Below are 18,984 nucleotides of genomic sequence, written 5' to 3'. Positions count from 1 at the left end.
CATGCTCTGGTAATATAAACTGACCAATAGAGCATGAGGTCGCGATGCCTTTTCAAACGGTTCAACAAGAGAAACTATCTCAGAGTGTCGTCCGACAGATCGAAGAGCTGATCCTGAGGGGGATTTTGCGACCCGGAGAACGGCTGCCTTCTGAACGCGAGCTTAGCGAGAAAATGGGCGTGTCACGCCCGTCGCTCAGAGAAGCACTGTCAGACCTCCAAGATCGGGGGCTGCTCACATCAAAGGCCGGTGCTGGCGTCTTCGTAGCAGACGTTCTGGGAAGCGCTTTCGCGCCTGCGTTGGTCACACTTTTTGCAACCCACGATAGTGCAGTCTTCGACTACATCAGTTTCCGGCGCGACATGGAAGGTTTGGCCGCTGAACGTGCGGCGCGGCTAGGATCAGATACCGATCTGAAAGTGATCGATACGATCTTTAAGAAGATGGAAGTGGCGCAGCAAAAGCGTAACCCAACCGAAGAAGCGGCTCTCGACGCCGATTTTCATCTCGCGATTATCGAAGCAAGCCACAACATCATTATGCTGCACATGATGCGATCTATGTATGAACTCTTGCGCGAAGGCGTCTTTTACAATCGCTCTGTCATGTTCAAACAGAGAATGACCCGAGACCATTTGTTGGATCAGCATCGTGCGATAAACGATGCGCTGCAAGAAAGAGACCCAGAACGGGCGAAAGCCGCAGTTGCGTCGCATCTCGATTACGTCGAACAGGCTTTGGCCGATCATCAGAAAGCCGAGAAGAACGAGGCCTTTGCACAGCGGCGGTATGAACACGAAGCCAAGCGCTAGATGGCAACCAAACCTGTTCTTCAAAACCAACTAGACCCGAACCAACGATCTGTGGCGGCGCGAAGCCTGCCGGGTATGCAACCGCTGCGTGGAGTCGATTGGATAACCGTTGATGAAGCCTACTCTACTCAGTTGGCTGAGAAAGCTAGGCTGTTGGCAACGAAGGAAGACGCTGTTTTGCGATGCCTTCCTGACGCCCAAGAGCCCGCGCGGGAAGTATTGTCCGAGGTTCTTCAACTCCTTCGGGACCGAACGGATTTTGAGGTTCGCTATCAACATGTGATCTGCCCAGACAAAACCCGCATCGACCTCAATTTCGAATTGCCGCTGCAGACGCTTTCGAAACTCATCCAAGAAGACATCTGCATTCTGCAAAAGATCGGTGACGAGCACGTTTTGACCGCGGCTCTACTGTGCTTTCCCGCCAGTTGGACGTTGGCAGAGAAGATAGGAAAGCCCCTCATTGCGATCCACCGACCGGTCCCAGAATATGACACCAATATCGCAAAACGTGTCCAACGATTGTTTGATGGCGTTCGGGTTGGCCAACCCATGTGGCGGGCAAACTTTCTGAATTATTCAGACCCTGCTCTGCATCACCCAAGAACCGAGGCTGAACCAAGAACCGACGATCACATGGCGGGGACATACGAACGATCAGAGCGGCAGACAGTTTGGAGATTACCAAAGACGGGCGCGGTGGTCTTTTCCGTCCATACCACGATCACAAAACCCAATAGCTAAAAAGGCCCCGGCGATTGCCGAGGCCTTCTAGAATTTATCAGTTCGCGTTTAGTGTAGTTTTTCACCAACCGCGGCAATCGCTTCGTCGATCAAGCTGTTGGCGCCCTTGGCGTCCATCTGCTTTGCGATCAGGTCTTCCGCAGCACCAACCGCAACAACGATAGCTTGGTCGCGCACTTCTTTGATGGCGGAAGCCTCAGCACTGGCAATTTGCTCTTCTGCAGAGGCCAGACGACGCTCGATGGATTTTGCGATGTCGCCCTTTGCAGCTTCAGCGGCACGTGTCGCTTCTTCCTTCGCAGAAGATACGATGCGATCAGCTTGCTCCTGAACTTCTTTCTGCTTGCGCTCGTAAGACGCTAGAAGGCTTTGAGCTTCTTCGCGAAGCGCTTTCGCTTCGTCCAAATCAGCCTTGATCGCATCAGCACGACCGTCCAGCATTTTGCCAACGGTGCCGGGTACTTTGTAGTACAGCAAAATGCCAACGAAGATCAGGAAGGCGATCCAAACGACAAAATCTGTGTTCGCCAAGGAGAAGAAAGGCTTATCGCCAGCCGCAAATGCCGGTGTCGCTGCCATGGCCAGGAGGGATGTAGTCAAAACGCGCATGTTCTTACCCCTTCATCCGAGCAGTCACAGCCGATGTAATCGATTTCGCATCTGCTTTTCCGCCCATTGCTGCAACGATCTCTTTCGCGGCGTCCTTGGCGACAGTCTTCACTGACTCCTTGGCGCTTGCGCGAATTTCAGCGATAGCTTTTTCGCTTTCAGCGGTCTTTTCCATGATCTTCTTGTCAGCTTTCGCCATCTCGGCATCCAACTGAGTTTGAATTTCGGCTTTCGCTTCAGCGACAATGCGACCAGCTTCTGCACGGGCATCTGCAAGAGCTTTGTTGTAAGCGTCTTCTGCTTCAACGGCCTTTTGCTTCAGCTCTTCCGCTGCGGCGAGGTCATTTGTGATTGTGCCCGACCGTTCGGCCAGCACAGCCCCGATGCGGGGCAAGGCGATCCGGCTCATCACGAAGTAAATCGCGATCAGGCATAGGATCAGCCAGAATACCTGGTTTGGGATCCAGTCTGCGCAAAGCTGCGGCATGCCAAGGGCATATCCCCCGGCGTCGACGCAGGCACCTACTGTTGCATCTATGGTTTCTGTTGCCATTCCGGCCCCCGTTTACCTTTTGAATTTACCGGCTGGGACAGTCGCCCCAGCCAGCCGTAAGGATAATCGAGTTGTTCTTAAACGGCGAACATCAGGAGCAGAGACACGAGGAATGCGAAGATTCCGAGTGCTTCTGCGAATGCGAGGCCGATGAAGAGTGTTGCTGTCTGAGACGCAGCAGCAGATGGGTTGCGCAGAGCGCCTGCCAGGTAGTTGCCAGCAACTGTACCAACACCGATCGCGGCTGCGCCGGAACCGATAGCTGCAAGACCTGCGCCGATGTGTGCGAGTTGACCTTCCATGATATTTTCTCCTTACGATGGAATTTCAGTGATTAGGGTTCGTGACCTTAGTGCGACGGATGCAGCGCATCCTTGAGGTAAACACAGGTCAGAATAGTGAAAACGTAGGCCTGAATACCGGCCACAAGGACCTCCAAGCCGTAGATTGCGGTGATACCGAGGATTGCAACCGGGCTGACCAATGTCAGCGCTGCAAAGCCTGCGAACACTTTAATAACCGCGTGGCCCGCCATGATGTTACCAGCCAAACGAATGGAGTGGCTTACCGGACGGACGAAGTATGAGATAACTTCGATCACGGCGATGATCGGGCGCAAGATAGCTGGAGCGTCGGACATCCAGAATAGACCCAAGAATGCTGCACCGTTCTTGACGAAACCAAGGATCGTTACTGCGATGAACACACCAAAACCAAGAACCGCCGTAACCGCGATCATCGATGTTGGTGAGTAAGACATTGGCAAGAGCGCCAGGTAGTTCGCAAAAAGGATGAACACGAAAAGCGTCATGATGTATGGGAAGTACTTAACGCCGTCTTTGCCCGTTACATCCTCGACCATCTTATAAATGAAGCCATAGATCAGCTCGCCAATAGACTGCACTCGCGTCGGAACGATTGCGCGACCGCGTGAGCCGACGACAAACAGCAAAATGATGCACAGAAGGCCGATACCCATCCAAAGGGTTACGTTCGTTGGCGTGTACCAAGCAACAGGACCGTCGCCGAACAGTGGCTTAACGATGAACTGATCCAGTGGGTGGAATACAAGGCCGCCGTCTTCTTTGCCTTCAGTTGCCATTCTCTTGGCCCTCTTCTTCTGCGGCACGGGTCCGCTTTTCCTGCACTTCTTTGACTGATCGCATCATGGTGAGAACACCCGCCGCGAGGCCAAACAAAATAAACAGCACCAGAAAAATCGGCGTGGTCCCTAGAAGGATATCCAGCCCGTATCCGATGCCAAAGCCAATCATCAGACCGGCCACAAGCTCTATCACCATTCGCCAGGCAAGTTGCGCCTGAGAGTAATGTTCTTCCGAGTGGTGCTTGGTTTCTTCAGGCGTCTTTGCCGCCTCAATCCGGGCTTCGAGCTCCTCCAATCGGCGCTTATCAGCCTCATCCACCAACGCATTTCTCCCACTTGGAAGGTTGAGGGAGTGCTACGGCGCAGACGGACTAGAGTCAACGCTGGAATCGGTAACCATTTTACCCCATTAAGTATCTGTTTTTAAAATATTTTCGTGCCGAATGAAGATGAGAGAATGGTGCCCTCTTCCCTTCAAATCCCTAAGTTTTGTTCCAATTCAATATTCAACCAAATGGTTGACGATTATCGGCTGCGGTGCTTGATGTCGCCCATGGACGCCCAACTCGATATCGTATTCGCCGCACTCAGCGACGCCACACGAAGACGCATTCTTTCGATGCTTCTCGAAGACGATATGGCCGTCACAGATGTGGCAGAGCCTTTTGATATCTCGCTCGCGGCCATCTCCAAACATCTCGCCGTTCTCACCAGCGCTGGCCTCATCAGCCAGGAAAAACGCGGACGCGTAAAATGGTGCAAGCTCGAGCCCGACGCGTTGCGAGACGCATCAACTTGGATGAAAGCCTTCGGACAGATGGACGCCATCGACCTAGACGCCTTTGAAAAGTTTCTCGATCAGGAACTTTCTGAATAGCTGTTTGCGCTGCTGTCGTTGCGCAGCAAAAGAAGTAACGCAATCACAGTCAAACCGACCCCGATCAAGACCATCGGATCCGGCGTGCCTGTCCCCATTGCCAAGGTCCACAACAATACCCAGCTAGGCGTTAAATAGGTGTAAGCCATCACTTTCGAACTAGGCAGCCTTAACGTCGCGAACTGCAACAGCGTGAAAGTTGCGGCACTGGAAAAGATTGCTGTGTAGAAAATCGTCACCCAAACAATGCTAGGTAGATTTACCCAATCGGTCTGGAGCGCTGCAGGCATCGCCCAAAGAACCAATACAAAGGTGCCTCCGAGCAAAGTGCCAAAAGAAAAAACGACCGGGCTTTCCCCGCGGTTCAACTTTGCGACAAGGGGCGTGTAGACCGCGTGAGCCACACATCCCCAAAAATAAATGACTTCGCCTCGGCCGATCTCGAAATTGGCGATCGCCACCCAATCAGCATCAAAAATGACCCAAATCGCGCCAATTCCTCCAACCCCCAAGGCGACAGCGATCCTTGCCGACATGACTTGTCGCAAAAGGAGCCACCCAAAGACTGCCGAAAGGATCGGGGTGAGTGTAAAGACCGTTGCTGCACTTACAGCGTCAACGGTTTTGAGACCTTCGAACATCAGCACGAAATAGACTGAGAACACGCCGCCTAGAAGGAAATACCGCCAAATGGCGCGCAGGGCCGACTTGGGTATCCCACCACTCCACCAACACAAAACCCCAAGCAAAACGGACGCGATGATGAAGCGAACGGCACTCAGCGCCTCTGGGGCAATTTCGTTCGCGGCCAGGACACCTAGCGCAAAAGATCCCGCCACCAGTGCAGAAAACAACAACATCGCGAGGTGGCCGGCTGTACTAGGCCTCACTGGCTTTCCATTCCTCGGCACGCGATTTGAGGAAAGACAAGAATGACTGGACCTTGGCGGTACGGTGCAAATCCACATGTGTCACCAGCCAAAGGGGCGCGGACCAGCTGTCTTTGCTCGCAATGACTTCTAAAAAATCGCCATTCACATCGGCATCATACCCCGACACGAACCCAATCCCAGCGCCTGCAAGGATCGCTTCGCGCATGACCCGGCTGTCGGTCGCGCGAAAGACAATGCGCTCAGCCGGCACGAAATCTCGAAGCCAACGATTAAACGGCGCCCGGCTTTCGTCGTTGTCGTGGCCAACGAAGTCATGATTAACCAAATCTTCCTCGGACACCGGCAAACCACGCCGCTCAATGTAGGATTTGGAAGCTACCAACGCCATGCGCTGCGCCATAAACGGCTGTACGACATTGTCTGGTTCTTCTGGCATTGCGCCGGCGCGGATTGCCACATGTGCCTCGCCATATTCCAAGCGGAACAAACGGTCGCCGGTCAATAGCCGCACCCGAACATCTGGATTTTCAACTTGGTATTCGACCAGAACAGGCGCCAAGAGACCGCCCAAGTTGCCAAGCGTGGTCACAACCAAATCGCCAGAAACACCTTGCCCGAGCCCTTTGATCCGACCCTCAAGCTGACTGAATTGATCATCGGTCGTCTCAGCAACCTGCAACAGATCCGATCCCGCCTCGGTCGGCGTATACCCACGTGCATGGCGCTGAAAAAGCTTCACGCCCAGCCGACCTTCAAGCGCATCGATATGTCGAATAACCGTTGCGTGGTGTACCCCAAGCGTTTCCGCCGCTCCACTGACCGTTCCAGCGCGTGCAACGTGAAACGCTGTTTTTATTTCGTCCCAACTGTCCATAAACCTGACCTGTGCAAAATTTCACATTTCTTGTTTAAATTCGGATATTTTGTTCGTTAACGCAATAGGTATATGCCTGCAACCAACTGTCTATTGATGGAGCCTGAAATGTCCCAAACCGTACTTCATATCGACGCTTCCGTCGGCGCAGATGCCTCCCGCAGCCGTGCTGCCAGCCAAGCCGAGGTTGCCGCGCTAACTCCCGATACAGTCATTCGCCGCGACCTTGTCGCAGAGCCCCTACCCTATATCGATGGCATCTGGGCAGACACCCGCCTCAAGCCCGCGGAGACCCTAACCGACGCGGACAAAGACGTACTCGCTTTGTCAGATGAGTTGGTGGCGGAACTTCAGGCCGCCGAAACGATTGTCATCGGATTGCCCATATATAACTTCGCCTCTCCTGCCAGTTTGAAAGCATGGATGGACCTCGTGGCGCGTCCAAAGGTGACGTTCCACTATACCGAAAACGGTCCAGAAGGCTTGCTGAAAGGAAAACGCGCCATCGTGACGGTTGCTTCGGGCGGCGTACCTGTCGGTAGCGAAATGGATTTTGCCAGCCGTCATCTAACCCACTTCCTCAATTTCATCGGTATCTCCGATGTCACAGTGCTAGACGTAAAAGAATTGGCCGCCGCCGCTTAGAACCTTGTGGCCAGAGTTCTTGACTCTGGTCCAAACCCAGCCTACACCCCCCCAAACCCCGGACAGCATCAGCCGTCCGGTCTCTATTGGATAGAGATCGCCCTCCGTCAGCGCGTTGCGCCCACGGGGGCGCTACTGCTTTAGCTGGTGGGTTCCTATATAAGGGGCTTACCAAAACGAAAATGAGGGCCTTGGCCGATGTTTGAGAATCTATCCGAACGCTTAGGCGGTGTCTTTGACCGGCTCACCAAGCAGGGTGCGCTGAGCGAGGATGACGTCAAAACAGCCCTGCGTGAGGTCCGCGTCGCCCTCCTCGAAGCGGACGTGTCGCTGCCTGTCGCGCGCGATTTTATCAAAGCAGTACAAGATAAGGCCACGGGCCAGTCTGTCACCAAATCGGTCACGCCGGGTCAGCAAGTCGTCAAGATCGTTCATGACGAGCTGCAACACATCCTGACGGGTGATGAAGACCCAGGCGCTCTGAAAATCGACAACCCGCCTGCCCCGATCCTCATGGTCGGCTTGCAAGGCTCTGGTAAAACCACAACGACGGCAAAGCTCGCAAAGCGCCTGAAGGAAAAAGAAGGCAAACGCGTACTGATGGCATCGCTCGATGTTAACCGCCCTGCTGCGATGGAACAGCTTGCCATCCTCGGTGTTCAAATCGGCGTCGATACCCTGCCGATTGTCAAAGGCGAAGACCCCGTCGCGATTGCCAAACGCGCCAAAACCCAAGCATCTTTGGGCGGCTACGACGTCTATATGCTTGACACCGCAGGCCGCCTGCACATCGACCAAGAGCTGATTGCCCAAGCCGCCGCCGTCCGCGATGTCGCCAACCCCCGCGAAACACTTCTCGTTGTCGACGGCCTCACCGGCCAAGACGCGGTGAATGTCGCCCAAGAATTTGACGACAAAATCGGCGTATCCGGCGTGGTCCTGACCCGTATGGACGGCGACGGCCGGGGCGGTGCGGCTCTCTCAATGCGCGCGATCACGGGCAAACCGATCCGTTTCGTCGGCTTGGGCGAAAAAATGGACGCCATCGAAGTGTTCGAGCCGTCCCGTATCGCTGGCCGCATCCTCGGCATGGGCGACATCGTTTCTTTGGTTGAGAAAGCTCAAGAAACCATCGAGGCCGAACAAGCTGAGAAGATGATGAAGCGGTTCCAAAAGGGCCGCTTCAACATGAACGACCTGAAAATGCAGCTCGAACAGATGATCAAGATGGGCGGCATGGAAGGGATGATGGGCATGATGCCGGGCATGGGCAAAATGCAAAAGCAGATGGAAGCGGCGGGTATGGATGACAGCATCCTCAAACGCCAGATCGCCCTGATCAATTCCATGACCAAACGCGAACGCGCCCAACCCGAATTATTGCAAGCCAGCCGCAAAAAACGCATCGCCAAAGGCGCTGGGCTAGAAGTTTCCGAACTCAACAAACTTCTAAAACAACAACGCCAAATGGCCGACATGATGAAGAAGATGGGCAAAATGGGCAAAGGCGGCATGCTCAAACAAGCCATGAAAGGCATGATGGGCAAAGGCGGCGGCATGCCCGGCGGGATGCCAGACATGAACGACCCCAAGGCGATGGAACAAGCGGCGAAAGCGCTGGGCCAAATGCCCGGCGGCGGCCTACCAGGTCTCGGCGGCGGTGGCCTTCCTCCTGGCCTCAGCGGTTTCGGGAAGAAGAAATAATGCATCTTTTGAGCACAAATACCTCCGCCGGAGGCACAAAAAATTGTGTCGCGCGCCAGCGCGGCCTTTTGGAGGCACTATGACCGACGCTGCAACAAAAGCCGCAGAGCTTCTGAAGGGACACCGCAACAGCATCGACCGCCTCGATGCGATCCTCGTCTATACGCTAGGCGAGCGGTTCAAACACACACAGGCTGTGGGGAAACTCAAAGCCAGTCACGACCTTCCCCCGTCCGATCCAGCGCGCGAAGCAGCGCAGATCGCACGGCTAGAAGATTTGGCGAAAGAGGCCGACCTCGACCCGGAATTCGCCAAGAAGTTTCTCAACTTCATCATCGCTGAGGTCATTCAGCACCATAAACAACATCAAGATCAATCTTAAGGAAACCTAACTCATGGCTATGAAAATTCGCCTCGCACGTGGCGGCTCCAAAAAGCGCCCGTTCTATTCCATCGTTGCTGCCGACAGCCGCATGCCGCGTGACGGCCGCTTCATCGAAAAGCTGGGTACATATAACCCAATGCTGCCAAAAGACAGCGAAGAGCGCGTCAAAATGAACATGGAGCGCGTAAAATACTGGTTGGGCGAAGGCGCGCAGCCATCTGATCGTGTGTCCCGCATGCTCGAAGCTGCTGGTGAGTTGCCAAAGAAAGAGCGCAACAACCCGAAAAAGGGCACACCTGGCAAAGCTGCACAGGAACGCGCTGAAGAGAAAGCCGAAAAGGCAAAAGCTGCTGAAGAAGCTGCGGCTGCACCTGCTGAGGAAGAAGCGCCAGCAGAAGAGCCTGCGGCTGAAGAAGCAGCCGCTGAAGAGTAAGGCGGTTCTGGGAGCCGCCGACACAAAGCGGCTCCCGACAGATTTTTTCTATGATCCGGCTGTTTCGCACTCTGATCCTGATCCTCATCGCATTCGTCGCGGGGATCCTTTTCGACGACAACGGACGGCAAGAGCTTTGCGCGGCAGAAGGCGGAGATTGGCGGGATCGCACCTGCTTCCTCAAGGAGTAGCGGCATGAACGAACGCATCATTGTCGGATCAATCGGAGGCGCTTTTGGCGTTCATGGTGAAATTCGGCTGAAGTCTTTTTGCGCCGAACCTGAAGCCATTGCTGACTATACCCCGCTTTACACGGATGATGGGCGCTCCTTCGCTCAGCTTATTCTCACCGGCGGTCTCAAAGGTGGCTTCACCGCCCGCCTCGACGGGGTGATTTCGAAAGAAGACGCAGACGCCTTACGCAATAACAAGCTATTCGCTGATCGCTCGCAAATGCCGAGCTTGCCGGATGATGAATATTACTACACCGACTTGATTGGTTTGGACGTTTTGGACACCGGCGGCGAAAAGCTCGGAACCGTCAAGAACGTCATGGACCATGGCGCCGGCGATTTGCTTGAAATCCAAACGCCAAACAGTTCGGAAACAGTTCTGGTGCCATTTACACAAGTTGCGGTCCCAACCGTGGATCTTAAGGCCAGGCGCATCATCGTCGATCCGCCTGAAGGGCTGTTCTAATGTCCGCGCCAAAATCTCATGGTCGCAAGTCGATCCAAGCGACGTTCACTCCGCGGGAATTAATGACGGACAACCCAGATCTTGCGGGCGTTTGGACAGCACAGATCATCACACTTTTCCCAACGGCCTTCCCTGGCGTTCTCGGCGAAAGCCTCACCGGCAAAGCTCTGAAAGACGGCATCTGGCAACTCCAAACCATTGATCTCCGTCGCTACGGCATCGGTAAGCACAAAAACGTCGATGATACACCGGCTGGTGGTGGCGCGGGCATGGTTCTGCGAGCAGATGTACTTGAAAGAGCGATCATGGAAGCACGGGCGGACGCCACAGGCCGGATGCCGCTCATTTACCTCTCACCGCGTGGCCCTAGGTTCGATCAAGCAATGGCCCAGCGCCTTGCGAAAGCAGACGGTGTCACAATGCTTTGCGGTCGGTTCGAAGGCGTCGACGAACGCGTGTTGGAGCACTTCGACATTCAAGAGGTTTCCTTGGGCGACTTCGTCATGACCGGCGGCGAAATTGCCGCCCAAGCGATGATCGACGCGACCGTGCGACTTTTGCCCGGTGTACTCGGCAACGCCGACAGCGCAGTCGAAGAGAGTTTTTCGAACGGCCTGCTTGAGCATCCGCAATACACCAAACCTGCCGAATGGAATGCACGACACATTCCTGAAGTCTTGTTGTCAGGCAATCACGCAAAGATCGCCGAATGGCGGCGAGAGATGTCTGAGAAGCTCACAAAAGAACGACGCCCAGACCTTATCGAAAAGCTGGAAAAAGACACTTAGGTCCCTTGTAAATCGTTATGTTATAACATAACGAAACCCTCGGAATTTCTGAGGTCTCCAATGATGCTGTCCAACCGTGGAACAACAACGCTCAAGGGAAAGCGTAAGTCTCGCCACCCAATGAACGACTTCGACGCCCTCCCACCGGAACTGCGCAAATGGGTCTCAGAAGCCATGTTGCCATGGAGTGCGCACTCCGTTCGAAAGTCGTTCCGTAAAGCGATCGCAAAGACCGGCGACCCGCAACGAGCGCTAGAAGAGCTCGATGCGCTCCAAACCGCTCTGATTGCAAAGGATTCCCGCCGAATTTGGGGAGCCGAATACCCAGCAGGGCCAAATCCGAGCTAAAAGCCGAAATTCACTTTCAAACAAAGCACCCAGCCCCCTTGATCGAACCCGAAAACCCGCCTAAAGAGGCGCATCTTCGGGCGCGAAAGCGATTCCGAGGGCTTGGTTTATGGAACCGACCGGAACACTGCAGGGGCCTTCGTTGGCACCATATGCACCGGACAGGCCGGACAACCACAAAAAAGGAATGATGACGGCACCTCTGGCGGGCGCGATGCGGACCCGGAAACGACACAGAGCTCTGACGACACGCACAAACGTTACGGGAACCACCCGTACTATTATAAGGAGCGTTTCAGATGGATCTGATCGCACAACTCGAAGCGGAACAAATCGCCGCTCTGGGGAAAGACATCCCCGACTTTAAAGCGGGTGACACCATCCGCGTCGGTTACAAAGTGACCGAAGGCTCGCGCAGCCGTGTGCAGAACTACGAAGGTGTCTGCATTTCTCGCAAGAACGGAAACGGCATCGCCGGTTCGTTTACAGTTCGCAAAATTTCCTTTGGTGAAGGCGTGGAACGTGTGTTTCCACTGCACTCGACCAACATCGACAGCATCACAGTTGTGCGTCGTGGTCGCGTCCGCCGCGCCAAACTCTACTACCTCCGTTCACGTCGCGGTAAGTCCGCGCGCATCGCAGAGGTCACCAACTACAAAGCGCCAAAGAGCGCCAACGCAGACGCGTAAGGAGTGGCATCATGAAAAAAGATACACACCCAGATTACCACATCATCGACGTCAAAATGACGGACGGCACAATCGTGCAGATGAAATCCACTTACGGCAAAGAAGGCGACACGCTGGCTTTGGACGTTGATCCAACAGTTCACCCAGCGTGGACAGGTGGTAACACACGTCTGCTCGACCAAGGCGGTCGCGTTTCCAAATTCAAGAACAAATACGCAGGTCTGGGTTTCTAAGCTCACCCCTCGTTTATTCGGAATTGCACCGCCCACTGGGCGGTGTTTTTCTTTCCACTCGGTGAAATGTAGCGAGGCGGCAAATGGTCCTGAAATCTGGTAACTTCTGGCTCTTTATGATCCTTGGGCTGAACTTTTGGCTCGTTCCGATCTTTGAACTGGACGAAGCCGATGAGCAATTCACCGACGGTCTGATGGCGGCAACGCTTCTTGCGGCGGTTGCGATTCAAGGCATGGCGGCCCCAAGATTCCGCAAATGGGCGATCCTCGCTGGCATCGTAATCCTTGCGGCCATCGCGGCGGAGGAAATCCTTGCCAATCTCAAGTACGTAGAAAATACAGTCTTCGCGATTAGCTTTGCCGCTGCAACTGCCCTTTATTTCCACACCATGACCGAGAACCTTGAAGAAGTAACCTTCGACACCGTTCTCGCGGCAGCCTGTACCTATTTGTTGATCGGCATGTTCTTTGCCGCGATCTTTGGCTTGGTCATTGAATTTGATCCGAATGCCTTCGCCGCTGAAGGCAGCGTCACCGGTCGCTACGACATGCTCTACTTTAGCTTTGCGACCCTTACGACACTTGGGGCAGTCGACATATCGCCTGCATCCGACCTCGCAAAAATGCTGACGGTTTTCGAAGCGATCGTAGGCCTTATTTACATCGCCATTCTTGTGGGTGCGGTTGTCGGATCGTACGCCGCCAAGATGTCTGGTAGGCGGCACTAAGCCTTCGAATATCTCACATAGGCGAACTGGGTGCCGTCCGGCGCCCAACAGGGGACGTTGATACTGCCCTGACCGCCATGAAACTCTGCAATTGTCTTCCCCTCGCCCCCTGTCGGTGAAACGAGTTTCAAGGCAACATCCTCCCCTCTTGGATGGCCTTCAACATGCGGCGGATAAGCGAGGTACAAAACTGTCGCTCCGTCAGGTGAAGGATGTGGGAACCAATTGACCGATCCATCATCTGTCATTTGCTCCAAATCAGATCCGTTTGGCCGCACACGGAACAAATCAGGAAGCACACCGTGGTGATCTGAATTGAACCATATCCATTCGCCGTCGGGCGTGTAATCTGGCCCATCTTTATGGCCTGCCCCAAAGGTGAGTTGGGTTTCTTCACCCCCTTCGACCGGAATAGTGAAAATATTGAAGTTCCCGCCACGGACTGCGCAGTAGGTCAAAGTCGTCCCATCAGGCGACCACCCATGCCAGTAAGACGGCGTGTTCGGCGTCACGCGCGTTGGCTCGCCTCCACCGATAGGAAGTGTGTAAATGCAACTCGTCCCCCGCCCTGGGCTGTCGCTGATAACCAGCGTTGTACCATCGGGTGAAATACCGTGGTCATTGTTGCAATGACTAATCCCGCCCGTATCAATCAAGTGCAATTGTGACGGATTATCTAGGTCCAACCGGAAAATTCGTCCGCCACCATTCACAATTAGGAATGATCCGTCTAGCGACCAATTGGGGGCTTCGATCAAGTCATCAGTTTCAAAGATGACCTGCTCAGACCCATCTGCAATTTTGTGAATAACCAATTCGCTCTTCATGCCCTATCCGCGCACAAGAGCGGTTCGCAGTCCAGTCCCAACACTTCGCGAATTAGGTTTTGCTGGGCTTCTTACCCCGTCTACGCGGCCTGCGTGGTTTCCCACCTTCGTTTGGTTTACCAGACTTGGAACCACGCGCTTGGGGCTTATTTCCGCTCGGCTTGCCGCCATTCGGGCGACCGCGTCCTTTTCCGGTGCGGCCATTTGGACGCTTCTTTTGCCCCGGTTGCACTTCCCAGCGTCGGCCGGACGCTGTCGGAATCTCTTCCTTCATCGCGCGTTCGATGTCTTGCAGCTCGATCATCTCATCTGGGGCACAAAGCGCAACCGCCGTGCCACCAGCCCCTGCTCGGGCGGTCCGCCCGATCCTATGCACATAGTTTTCCGCGACATTCGGTAGATCGAAATTATAAACCCACATAACACCAGGAATATCGATCCCGCGCGCGGCCACGTCGGTCGCGACAAGAATTTTGACCTTACCGTCCTTAAACGCCTGAATCGCGCGATCTCGCTGACCTTGGGATTTGTTGCCGTGGATTGAATCGACGGCAAAACCCTTCGAGGAAATGACACGAGCCATTTTTTCACAGCCATGCTTGGTGCGCCCAAAAACCAAAGCCAAATCGTCACGATGGCTGTCCAGCAGTTCCAAGAGCAAATCCATCTTCGACGCTTGAGCGACGTAGTGAACCGATTGCTTGATCTTGGTCGCTGCCTGCCCCGGAGGGTTCACTTGCACGCGCACAGGGTTCTTCAAATACGTCTGTGCGAGTTCATTCATCAGCTTTGGCATGGTGGCCGAAAACATCATCGTCTGACGATCTTCCGCCAAAAGCAGCGCGATTTGACGCAGGGCGTGGATGAACCCCATGTCCAGCATCTGATCGGCCTCATCTAGAACCAGATAAATGGTTTCATGTAGGCTGATCGCTTTCCGATCCATCAGATCAATCAAACGACCCGGTGTCGCGACCAATAGATCCACACCTTTCTGTAACCGCTTTGATTGGCCTACAATGCCAACGCCGCCAACAACCAATGCCACCTTCAAATGTGTTCCTTGGGTGTACGCGCTCAAATTGTCTGCAATTTGCTTGGCCAACTCTCGAGTAGGCGCAAGGATCAAACCGCGAGCCGTTTTGGGTTCCGGCTTCACGCCGGCCTTTAGCAAGGCGTCGATCATGGGCAGGCCAAAGGCCGCTGTCTTACCCGTCCCCGTTTGCGCCAAACCCATGACATCTCGCCCATTCATCGCATGAGGAATGGCTTGTGTCTGGATCGGGGTCGGGTCGGTTATGCCTTGTTCGGAGAGCTTTTTTACAAGGCGGGGCGCGAGGCCCAGCATATCAAAATCCATGAATGTCCTTTTGGCGCCATCTGGCGGGAGGGTTGAGGGGCAGATGCGCCTCAGCACAGCTAAAGTCAAGCGAGTGCACAATTTTGAGAAATCTGTGGGTAACTTTCACATCCGCTTTGCAGATAGGCAGACACAACATATAGTAGCGCCAAAGCGGCAAATCGCGTGAGGGCAAGGCAGTGGCACACATTATTGTTGTCGGAAATGAAAAGGGCGGTGCAGGAAAATCAACCGTTTCGATGCATGTCGCGACCGCATTAGCGCGCATGGGACACAAGGTCGGCACGCTAGATTTGGACCTGCGGCAGAAAACGCTGGGCCGTTACATCCATAATCGACGGACGTTCCTGAAGGACGAAGGTTTAGACCTCCCCACGCCTGACTACGAAGATTTGCCCGAGATTGACCAAAGCGAACTGAAGCCCGGTGAAAATGCCTATGACCATAGACTCTCCAAAGCTGTGGCTGGATTGGAACCCGATCAGGATTTCATTCTGATCGATTGCCCCGGCAGTCATACGCGGCTGTCACAAGTCGCTCACTCCTTGGCCGATACGCTGATTACGCCGCTCAACGACAGCTTCATCGACTTTGATTTGTTGGCCCACACCGACACAAACGGCGAAGAAATCACCGGCCCTTCTGTCTATTCGGAGATGGTATGGAACGCTCGGCAACTGCGTGCGCAAGCTGGCTTGGCTCCAATGGATTGGGTGGTTGTGCGCAACCGAACCGGTGCCCAAGCTATGATCAACAAAGAAAAGATGGCGCGGGTTATCGAGAAGCTTTCCAAGCGCATCGGCTTCCGTACAGCGCCGGGGTTCAATGAACGGGTCATTTTCCGCGAACTCTTCTCTCGGGGCCTGACCTTGCTGGACCTTCGCGATATCGGCGTCAAAGGTCTCAACATCTCAAACGTCGCTGCCCGTCAGGAATTGAGAGACCTGGTCAAAGCGCTCAACCTTCCAAACGTAACGGTGGATTTCTAATGGCTGACCTTTTTGATGAAGACTTGTTCCTGAAAGGATTGGAACAACGCAAAGGGACGTTGGGAGCGGAATACGTCGAGAAAAACCTCGCCGCCGCAGATGAATTCACCCGCCCATTTCAGGAGGCTATGACCGCATGGTGTTGGGGTTTTGGTTGGGGCGATGATGTTATCGACCCAAAGACACGCAGCATGATGAACCTCACCATGTTGGGAGCGCTTGAACGTTTGCACGAATGGGAAGTACATTGCCGCGGGGCGCTCAATAATGGGGTGAGCACAGAAGAAATCCGTGCAATTATCCACGTCATCGCGATCTATTGCGGTGTTCCGTTGGGTTTGGAGTGTTTTCGCGTTGCTAGGAAAGTGCTAACCGAAGAAGGGCTTTTGTCGTAAAAGAACCAACTGTTTTAGGATCGTCTCGCAAAGTTTCAATCGACAAAGCCAGTTTTTCATGTCTACTTGCGCGTCAAGCGAAAGCCAATCGCTCAGAAGACCAGGGAAACGCCATGTCAATTACCAAAACTCAGATCACCCAAGCTCATCAAACTTGGGGCGACGCGCTCGTGGCGATTTCAAAGTCCTTTGAAAAAGGTGGTATCGACGACGCGCGACGCGTAGCAGATGACTTCATCGACGCCGCCTATGGCTACGCCGATGGCGACGTTCTATTTAAGCCGACGATGGCCAGCGGCAATCAAACCTTCCGCCTTACGAAAGAAGGGGCACTGTCTTATTTCGTTGGGCATGACGACAACTTTCCTTTGGATGGTGGTTTTGGCTTGAAAGGTTGGCGCTCAGTTCGGTTTGACACTGCAAGCACCTTTGTTGACGGCGAAATCGCTCTTTGGATGGGAAACGTGATTTTGACAGACAAAGACGGCGGAGAGACAGCGGTCGACAAGAGTTTTGGCTATAAGTCAGATGAAAGCGGGGCACTGCGCATCGTCTTGCATCATTCCTCTCTCCCCTACCTGCCATAAAGCGGAAATAGTTTGAGGCTTTAGGCTTTCGTTTTGGCCCACAGAGTCTTTGCTCCGCATCGGTTGTTTGGACATGCAGTTGATGGTCACATGCAGTGCCGATGGGCATACATTCAAGCAAATACCGCCTTGTGAAACCACTAGATCACGTCGATACAGATTAAACGATTAACAGGTTTCGAGAACTCAAATGATTTTCGGTATTCCTCGTGCCCCACTTCTTTTGGGCATTGCCGGTGTTATCCCTTTTGCTTGGGGTGCGCTGACGCTCTTATTCCCGTCGCTTGGCATTTGGGGGATTGAAAACTTTGGCAGTCGTTTTGTCGGACCTTACGTCCAACTCTTTTATGGAGCGATTATCCTGTCTTTTATGTCAGGCGTACTCTGGGGTTTCGCGACCAAAGGGTCAGGCGCATCCGGTTACGTTCTTAGCGTCATCCCGGCGCTTTGGGCTTTCTTCATGACCGGAGGCGGCGCATCGGCTGCATCGCTCAACCTCATCGTCGGCTTTCTGGCATTGCTGCTTTTGGATTGGCACTTTTGGAACCTTGGTGCGGCGCCTGAGTGGTGGTTGAAATTGCGCGTCCTTCTGACCAGCATCGTCATCATCTGCCTTCTTCCCGGTGCAATTTAATGACGGATAAGACCACAATCGACGTCTACGATGGGCAAGCTGAAGAATATGCAAAGCTTGTCCAACAGGATGGACCGGACGAACATCTTCAAGCTTTTATCGATCTCATTCCAGAAAACGGCACGGTGTTGGACTTGGGCAGTGGTCCGGCCGCCGCCTCTGCTCACATGCGTGCGGCTGGTTTGGTTCCGGACCCGGTAGATGCATCGCTTCAGATGGTCGAACTGGCCAATCGGACACACGATATAGGCGCGCGTCAAGCAACGTTTGACGATATCTCAGGGGAAGAGCTCTACGATGGGATTTGGGCGAACTTCAGCCTTCTCCACGCGCCTCGATCCGATCTCCCTCGACATATCGAAACCCTATGTGCCGCTTTGAAAACGGGTGGTGTGTTTCACATCGGTATGAAAACAGGCGAAGGCGAACAGCGCGATCGGATCGGTCGAAAATACACCTACGTTTCGGTGAACGAACTAAACGACCTTTTGGACGATGCGGGCTTGTCCGTGAACTATACCGACGAAGGGTCCGCCAAAGGTTTAGACGGGACGGACGCCCCTTGGGTCATTTGTAGGGCAACCAAGAATGGCTGACCTTTTTGCCTATACCGACGGTGCATGTTCCGGAAACCCGGGCCCAGGTGGTTGGGGCGCACTATTGATTGCGCGCGAGGGCGATGAGGTTGTTAAAGAGCGAGAGCTTAATGGTGGCGCGGCCGAAACAACCAACAACCAGATGGAGCTTTTGGCGGCCATCACTGCGCTGGAAACATTGTCTTCTCCGTCGCGTATCACCATCGTAACCGATAGCGTCTACGTCAAAGACGGTATCACCAAGTGGATCTATGGCTGGAAATCGCGCGGCTGGAAGACCGCTGCAAAAAAGCCAGTCAAAAACGAAGAGCTTTGGAAACGGTTGGACGAAGCCACCCAAAAACATGATGTGACATGGGAATGGGTGAAGGGGCACGCGGGCCATCCAGAGAATGAGCGCGCTGATGAGCTGGCTCGGCAAGGCATGGAACCCTTCAAACCCGCTTGATGCTCTCTCTGCAAATCGATAGCTGCAAC

At 54.0% G+C, this 18,984-nt stretch carries 29 protein-coding genes; 20 read left to right on the top strand and 9 right to left on the bottom strand.

Annotated elements, in window-relative coordinates:
- Positions 1 to 44 precede the first annotated feature (44 nt).
- Both BUA85_RS13680 and BUA85_RS13675 read left to right on the top strand, forming a co-directional pair.
- Entirely contained in the window at positions 45 to 812 is a 768-nt protein-coding gene (locus tag BUA85_RS13680; RefSeq protein ID WP_072902045.1) for a FadR/GntR family transcriptional regulator, read from the top strand.
- Complete coding sequence (locus tag BUA85_RS13675; RefSeq protein ID WP_072902043.1) at positions 813 to 1,556, top strand: heme-dependent oxidative N-demethylase family protein; 744 nt, start codon at positions 813 to 815, stop codon at positions 1,554 to 1,556.
- A gap of 48 nt (positions 1,557 to 1,604) precedes the next feature.
- Here BUA85_RS13675 and BUA85_RS13670 read toward each other — a convergent pair whose 3' ends face one another.
- The 5 genes from BUA85_RS13670 to BUA85_RS13650 all read right to left on the bottom strand — a co-directional run bounded on the left by BUA85_RS13670 (position 1,605) and on the right by BUA85_RS13650 (position 4,145).
- Positions 1,605 to 2,165, bottom strand: coding sequence for a F0F1 ATP synthase subunit B (locus BUA85_RS13670; RefSeq protein WP_072902041.1), 561 nt, complete (start codon positions 2,163 to 2,165; stop codon positions 1,605 to 1,607).
- 4 nt (positions 2,166 to 2,169) lie between these two features.
- Positions 2,170 to 2,718 carry a F0F1 ATP synthase subunit B' gene (locus tag BUA85_RS13665; RefSeq protein ID WP_072902040.1) on the bottom strand — a complete coding sequence of 183 codons (549 nt, stop codon included), beginning with the start codon at positions 2,716 to 2,718 and terminating at the stop codon, positions 2,170 to 2,172.
- Between the two features lie 77 nt (positions 2,719 to 2,795).
- Positions 2,796 to 3,020 (bottom strand): F0F1 ATP synthase subunit C, encoded by a 225-nt coding sequence (locus BUA85_RS13660; protein WP_072902038.1) that lies wholly within the window; start codon positions 3,018 to 3,020, stop codon positions 2,796 to 2,798.
- A gap of 47 nt (positions 3,021 to 3,067) precedes the next feature.
- Positions 3,068 to 3,820: a F0F1 ATP synthase subunit A gene (locus BUA85_RS13655; RefSeq protein WP_072902036.1), complete on the bottom strand. Its 753-nt coding sequence runs from the start codon at positions 3,818 to 3,820 to the stop codon at positions 3,068 to 3,070.
- Positions 3,810 to 4,145 carry an AtpZ/AtpI family protein gene (locus tag BUA85_RS13650; RefSeq protein WP_072902035.1) on the bottom strand — a complete coding sequence of 112 codons (336 nt, stop codon included), beginning with the start codon at positions 4,143 to 4,145 and terminating at the stop codon, positions 3,810 to 3,812. Before BUA85_RS13650 ends, BUA85_RS13655 begins: the two co-directional genes overlap by 11 nt.
- A 231-nt stretch (positions 4,146 to 4,376) precedes the next feature.
- Here BUA85_RS13650 and BUA85_RS13645 point away from each other — a divergent pair, with 231 nt between their 5' ends.
- On the top strand, positions 4,377 to 4,700 hold the full coding sequence (locus BUA85_RS13645) for an ArsR/SmtB family transcription factor (protein ID WP_072902231.1): 324 nt from the start codon (positions 4,377 to 4,379) through the stop codon (positions 4,698 to 4,700).
- On the opposite strand, the gene BUA85_RS13640 is transcribed toward BUA85_RS13645, so the two are convergent.
- Positions 4,682 to 5,590 (bottom strand): DMT family transporter, encoded by a 909-nt coding sequence (locus tag BUA85_RS13640; RefSeq protein WP_341350632.1) that lies wholly within the window; start codon positions 5,588 to 5,590, stop codon positions 4,682 to 4,684. The two genes, BUA85_RS13645 and BUA85_RS13640, sit on opposite strands and share 19 nt — an antisense overlap.
- Positions 5,580 to 6,467, bottom strand: a complete 888-nt coding sequence (locus tag BUA85_RS13635) for a LysR family transcriptional regulator (RefSeq protein ID WP_072902030.1) — start codon at positions 6,465 to 6,467, stop codon at positions 5,580 to 5,582. Before BUA85_RS13635 ends, BUA85_RS13640 begins: the two co-directional genes overlap by 11 nt.
- A 108-nt stretch (positions 6,468 to 6,575) precedes the next feature.
- On the opposite strand from BUA85_RS13635, the gene BUA85_RS13630 reads away from it, so the two are divergent.
- The 11 genes from BUA85_RS13630 (at position 6,576) to BUA85_RS13585 (ending at position 13,119) form a co-directional block, all read left to right on the top strand.
- Positions 6,576 to 7,112 (top strand): FMN-dependent NADH-azoreductase, encoded by a 537-nt coding sequence (locus BUA85_RS13630; protein WP_072902229.1) that lies wholly within the window; start codon positions 6,576 to 6,578, stop codon positions 7,110 to 7,112.
- A gap of 198 nt (positions 7,113 to 7,310) precedes the next feature.
- Complete coding sequence (gene ffh / locus BUA85_RS13625) at positions 7,311 to 8,816, top strand: signal recognition particle protein (RefSeq protein ID WP_072902028.1); 1,506 nt, start codon at positions 7,311 to 7,313, stop codon at positions 8,814 to 8,816.
- Between the two features lie 79 nt (positions 8,817 to 8,895).
- Positions 8,896 to 9,198 carry a chorismate mutase gene (locus BUA85_RS13620; RefSeq protein WP_072902026.1) on the top strand — a complete coding sequence of 101 codons (303 nt, stop codon included), beginning with the start codon at positions 8,896 to 8,898 and terminating at the stop codon, positions 9,196 to 9,198.
- A 13-nt stretch (positions 9,199 to 9,211) separates the two neighbouring features.
- The gene (rpsP, locus tag BUA85_RS13615; protein ID WP_072902024.1) at positions 9,212 to 9,634 is read left to right on the top strand and encodes a 30S ribosomal protein S16; all 423 of its coding nucleotides are present in this window, start codon (positions 9,212 to 9,214) and stop codon (positions 9,632 to 9,634) included.
- 50 nt (positions 9,635 to 9,684) lie between these two features.
- Positions 9,685 to 9,825: a hypothetical protein gene (locus tag BUA85_RS16825; RefSeq protein ID WP_165611620.1), complete on the top strand. Its 141-nt coding sequence runs from the start codon at positions 9,685 to 9,687 to the stop codon at positions 9,823 to 9,825.
- Between the two features lie 4 nt (positions 9,826 to 9,829).
- The gene (gene rimM, locus BUA85_RS13610) at positions 9,830 to 10,333 is read left to right on the top strand and encodes a ribosome maturation factor RimM (RefSeq protein ID WP_072902022.1); all 504 of its coding nucleotides are present in this window, start codon (positions 9,830 to 9,832) and stop codon (positions 10,331 to 10,333) included.
- A complete protein-coding gene (gene trmD, locus BUA85_RS13605; RefSeq protein WP_072902020.1) occupies positions 10,333 to 11,121 on the top strand; it encodes a tRNA (guanosine(37)-N1)-methyltransferase TrmD in 789 nt (262 codons plus the stop codon). Before rimM ends, trmD begins: the two co-directional genes overlap by 1 nt.
- A 60-nt stretch (positions 11,122 to 11,181) precedes the next feature.
- The gene (locus BUA85_RS13600) at positions 11,182 to 11,469 is read left to right on the top strand and encodes a DUF6525 family protein (protein ID WP_083526293.1); all 288 of its coding nucleotides are present in this window, start codon (positions 11,182 to 11,184) and stop codon (positions 11,467 to 11,469) included.
- 299 nt (positions 11,470 to 11,768) lie between these two features.
- Positions 11,769 to 12,158, top strand: a complete 390-nt coding sequence (rplS, locus tag BUA85_RS13595) for a 50S ribosomal protein L19 (RefSeq protein ID WP_072902018.1) — start codon at positions 11,769 to 11,771, stop codon at positions 12,156 to 12,158.
- 11 nt (positions 12,159 to 12,169) lie between these two features.
- Positions 12,170 to 12,391: a 50S ribosomal protein L31 gene (gene rpmE, locus BUA85_RS13590; protein ID WP_072902016.1), complete on the top strand. Its 222-nt coding sequence runs from the start codon at positions 12,170 to 12,172 to the stop codon at positions 12,389 to 12,391.
- A gap of 83 nt (positions 12,392 to 12,474) precedes the next feature.
- A complete protein-coding gene (locus tag BUA85_RS13585; RefSeq protein ID WP_072902014.1) occupies positions 12,475 to 13,119 on the top strand; it encodes a potassium channel family protein in 645 nt (214 codons plus the stop codon).
- Here BUA85_RS13585 and BUA85_RS13580 read toward each other — a convergent pair.
- Positions 13,116 to 13,946 (bottom strand): TolB family protein, encoded by an 831-nt coding sequence (locus BUA85_RS13580; RefSeq protein WP_072902013.1) that lies wholly within the window; start codon positions 13,944 to 13,946, stop codon positions 13,116 to 13,118. The genes BUA85_RS13585 and BUA85_RS13580 overlap by 4 nt on opposite strands.
- 52 nt (positions 13,947 to 13,998) lie before the next feature.
- The gene (locus BUA85_RS13575; RefSeq protein ID WP_072902011.1) at positions 13,999 to 15,306 is read right to left on the bottom strand and encodes a DEAD/DEAH box helicase; all 1,308 of its coding nucleotides are present in this window, start codon (positions 15,304 to 15,306) and stop codon (positions 13,999 to 14,001) included.
- A 179-nt stretch (positions 15,307 to 15,485) separates the two neighbouring features.
- On the opposite strand from BUA85_RS13575, the gene BUA85_RS13570 reads away from it, so the two are divergent.
- From BUA85_RS13570 to rnhA, 6 genes are all read left to right on the top strand, one after another.
- Positions 15,486 to 16,295 carry a division plane positioning ATPase MipZ gene (locus BUA85_RS13570; RefSeq protein ID WP_072902009.1) on the top strand — a complete coding sequence of 270 codons (810 nt, stop codon included), beginning with the start codon at positions 15,486 to 15,488 and terminating at the stop codon, positions 16,293 to 16,295.
- Positions 16,295 to 16,690 (top strand): carboxymuconolactone decarboxylase family protein, encoded by a 396-nt coding sequence (locus BUA85_RS13565; RefSeq protein WP_072902007.1) that lies wholly within the window; start codon positions 16,295 to 16,297, stop codon positions 16,688 to 16,690. Before BUA85_RS13570 ends, BUA85_RS13565 begins: the two co-directional genes overlap by 1 nt.
- Before the next feature lie 113 nt (positions 16,691 to 16,803).
- On the top strand, positions 16,804 to 17,277 hold the full coding sequence (locus BUA85_RS13560) for a phosphoribosyl-AMP cyclohydrolase (RefSeq protein ID WP_072902006.1): 474 nt from the start codon (positions 16,804 to 16,806) through the stop codon (positions 17,275 to 17,277).
- 190 nt (positions 17,278 to 17,467) lie between these two features.
- The gene (locus BUA85_RS13555; protein ID WP_072902004.1) at positions 17,468 to 17,911 is read left to right on the top strand and encodes a DUF3429 domain-containing protein; all 444 of its coding nucleotides are present in this window, start codon (positions 17,468 to 17,470) and stop codon (positions 17,909 to 17,911) included.
- A complete protein-coding gene (locus BUA85_RS13550) occupies positions 17,911 to 18,507 on the top strand; it encodes a class I SAM-dependent DNA methyltransferase (protein WP_072902002.1) in 597 nt (198 codons plus the stop codon). The genes BUA85_RS13555 and BUA85_RS13550 overlap by 1 nt, the downstream gene beginning before the upstream one ends.
- Entirely contained in the window at positions 18,500 to 18,955 is a 456-nt protein-coding gene (rnhA, locus tag BUA85_RS13545; protein ID WP_072902000.1) for a ribonuclease HI, read from the top strand. Before BUA85_RS13550 ends, rnhA begins: the two co-directional genes overlap by 8 nt.
- The last annotated feature ends 29 nt before the right edge of the window (positions 18,956 to 18,984 follow it).

The organism is Cognatiyoonia sediminum, assembly GCF_900129845.1.
GTDB lineage: Bacteria > Pseudomonadota > Alphaproteobacteria > Rhodobacterales > Rhodobacteraceae > Cognatiyoonia > Cognatiyoonia sediminum.
Note: the sequence above shows the minus strand (reverse complement) of the source record. Positions and strands in the feature narration are given on the sequence as shown.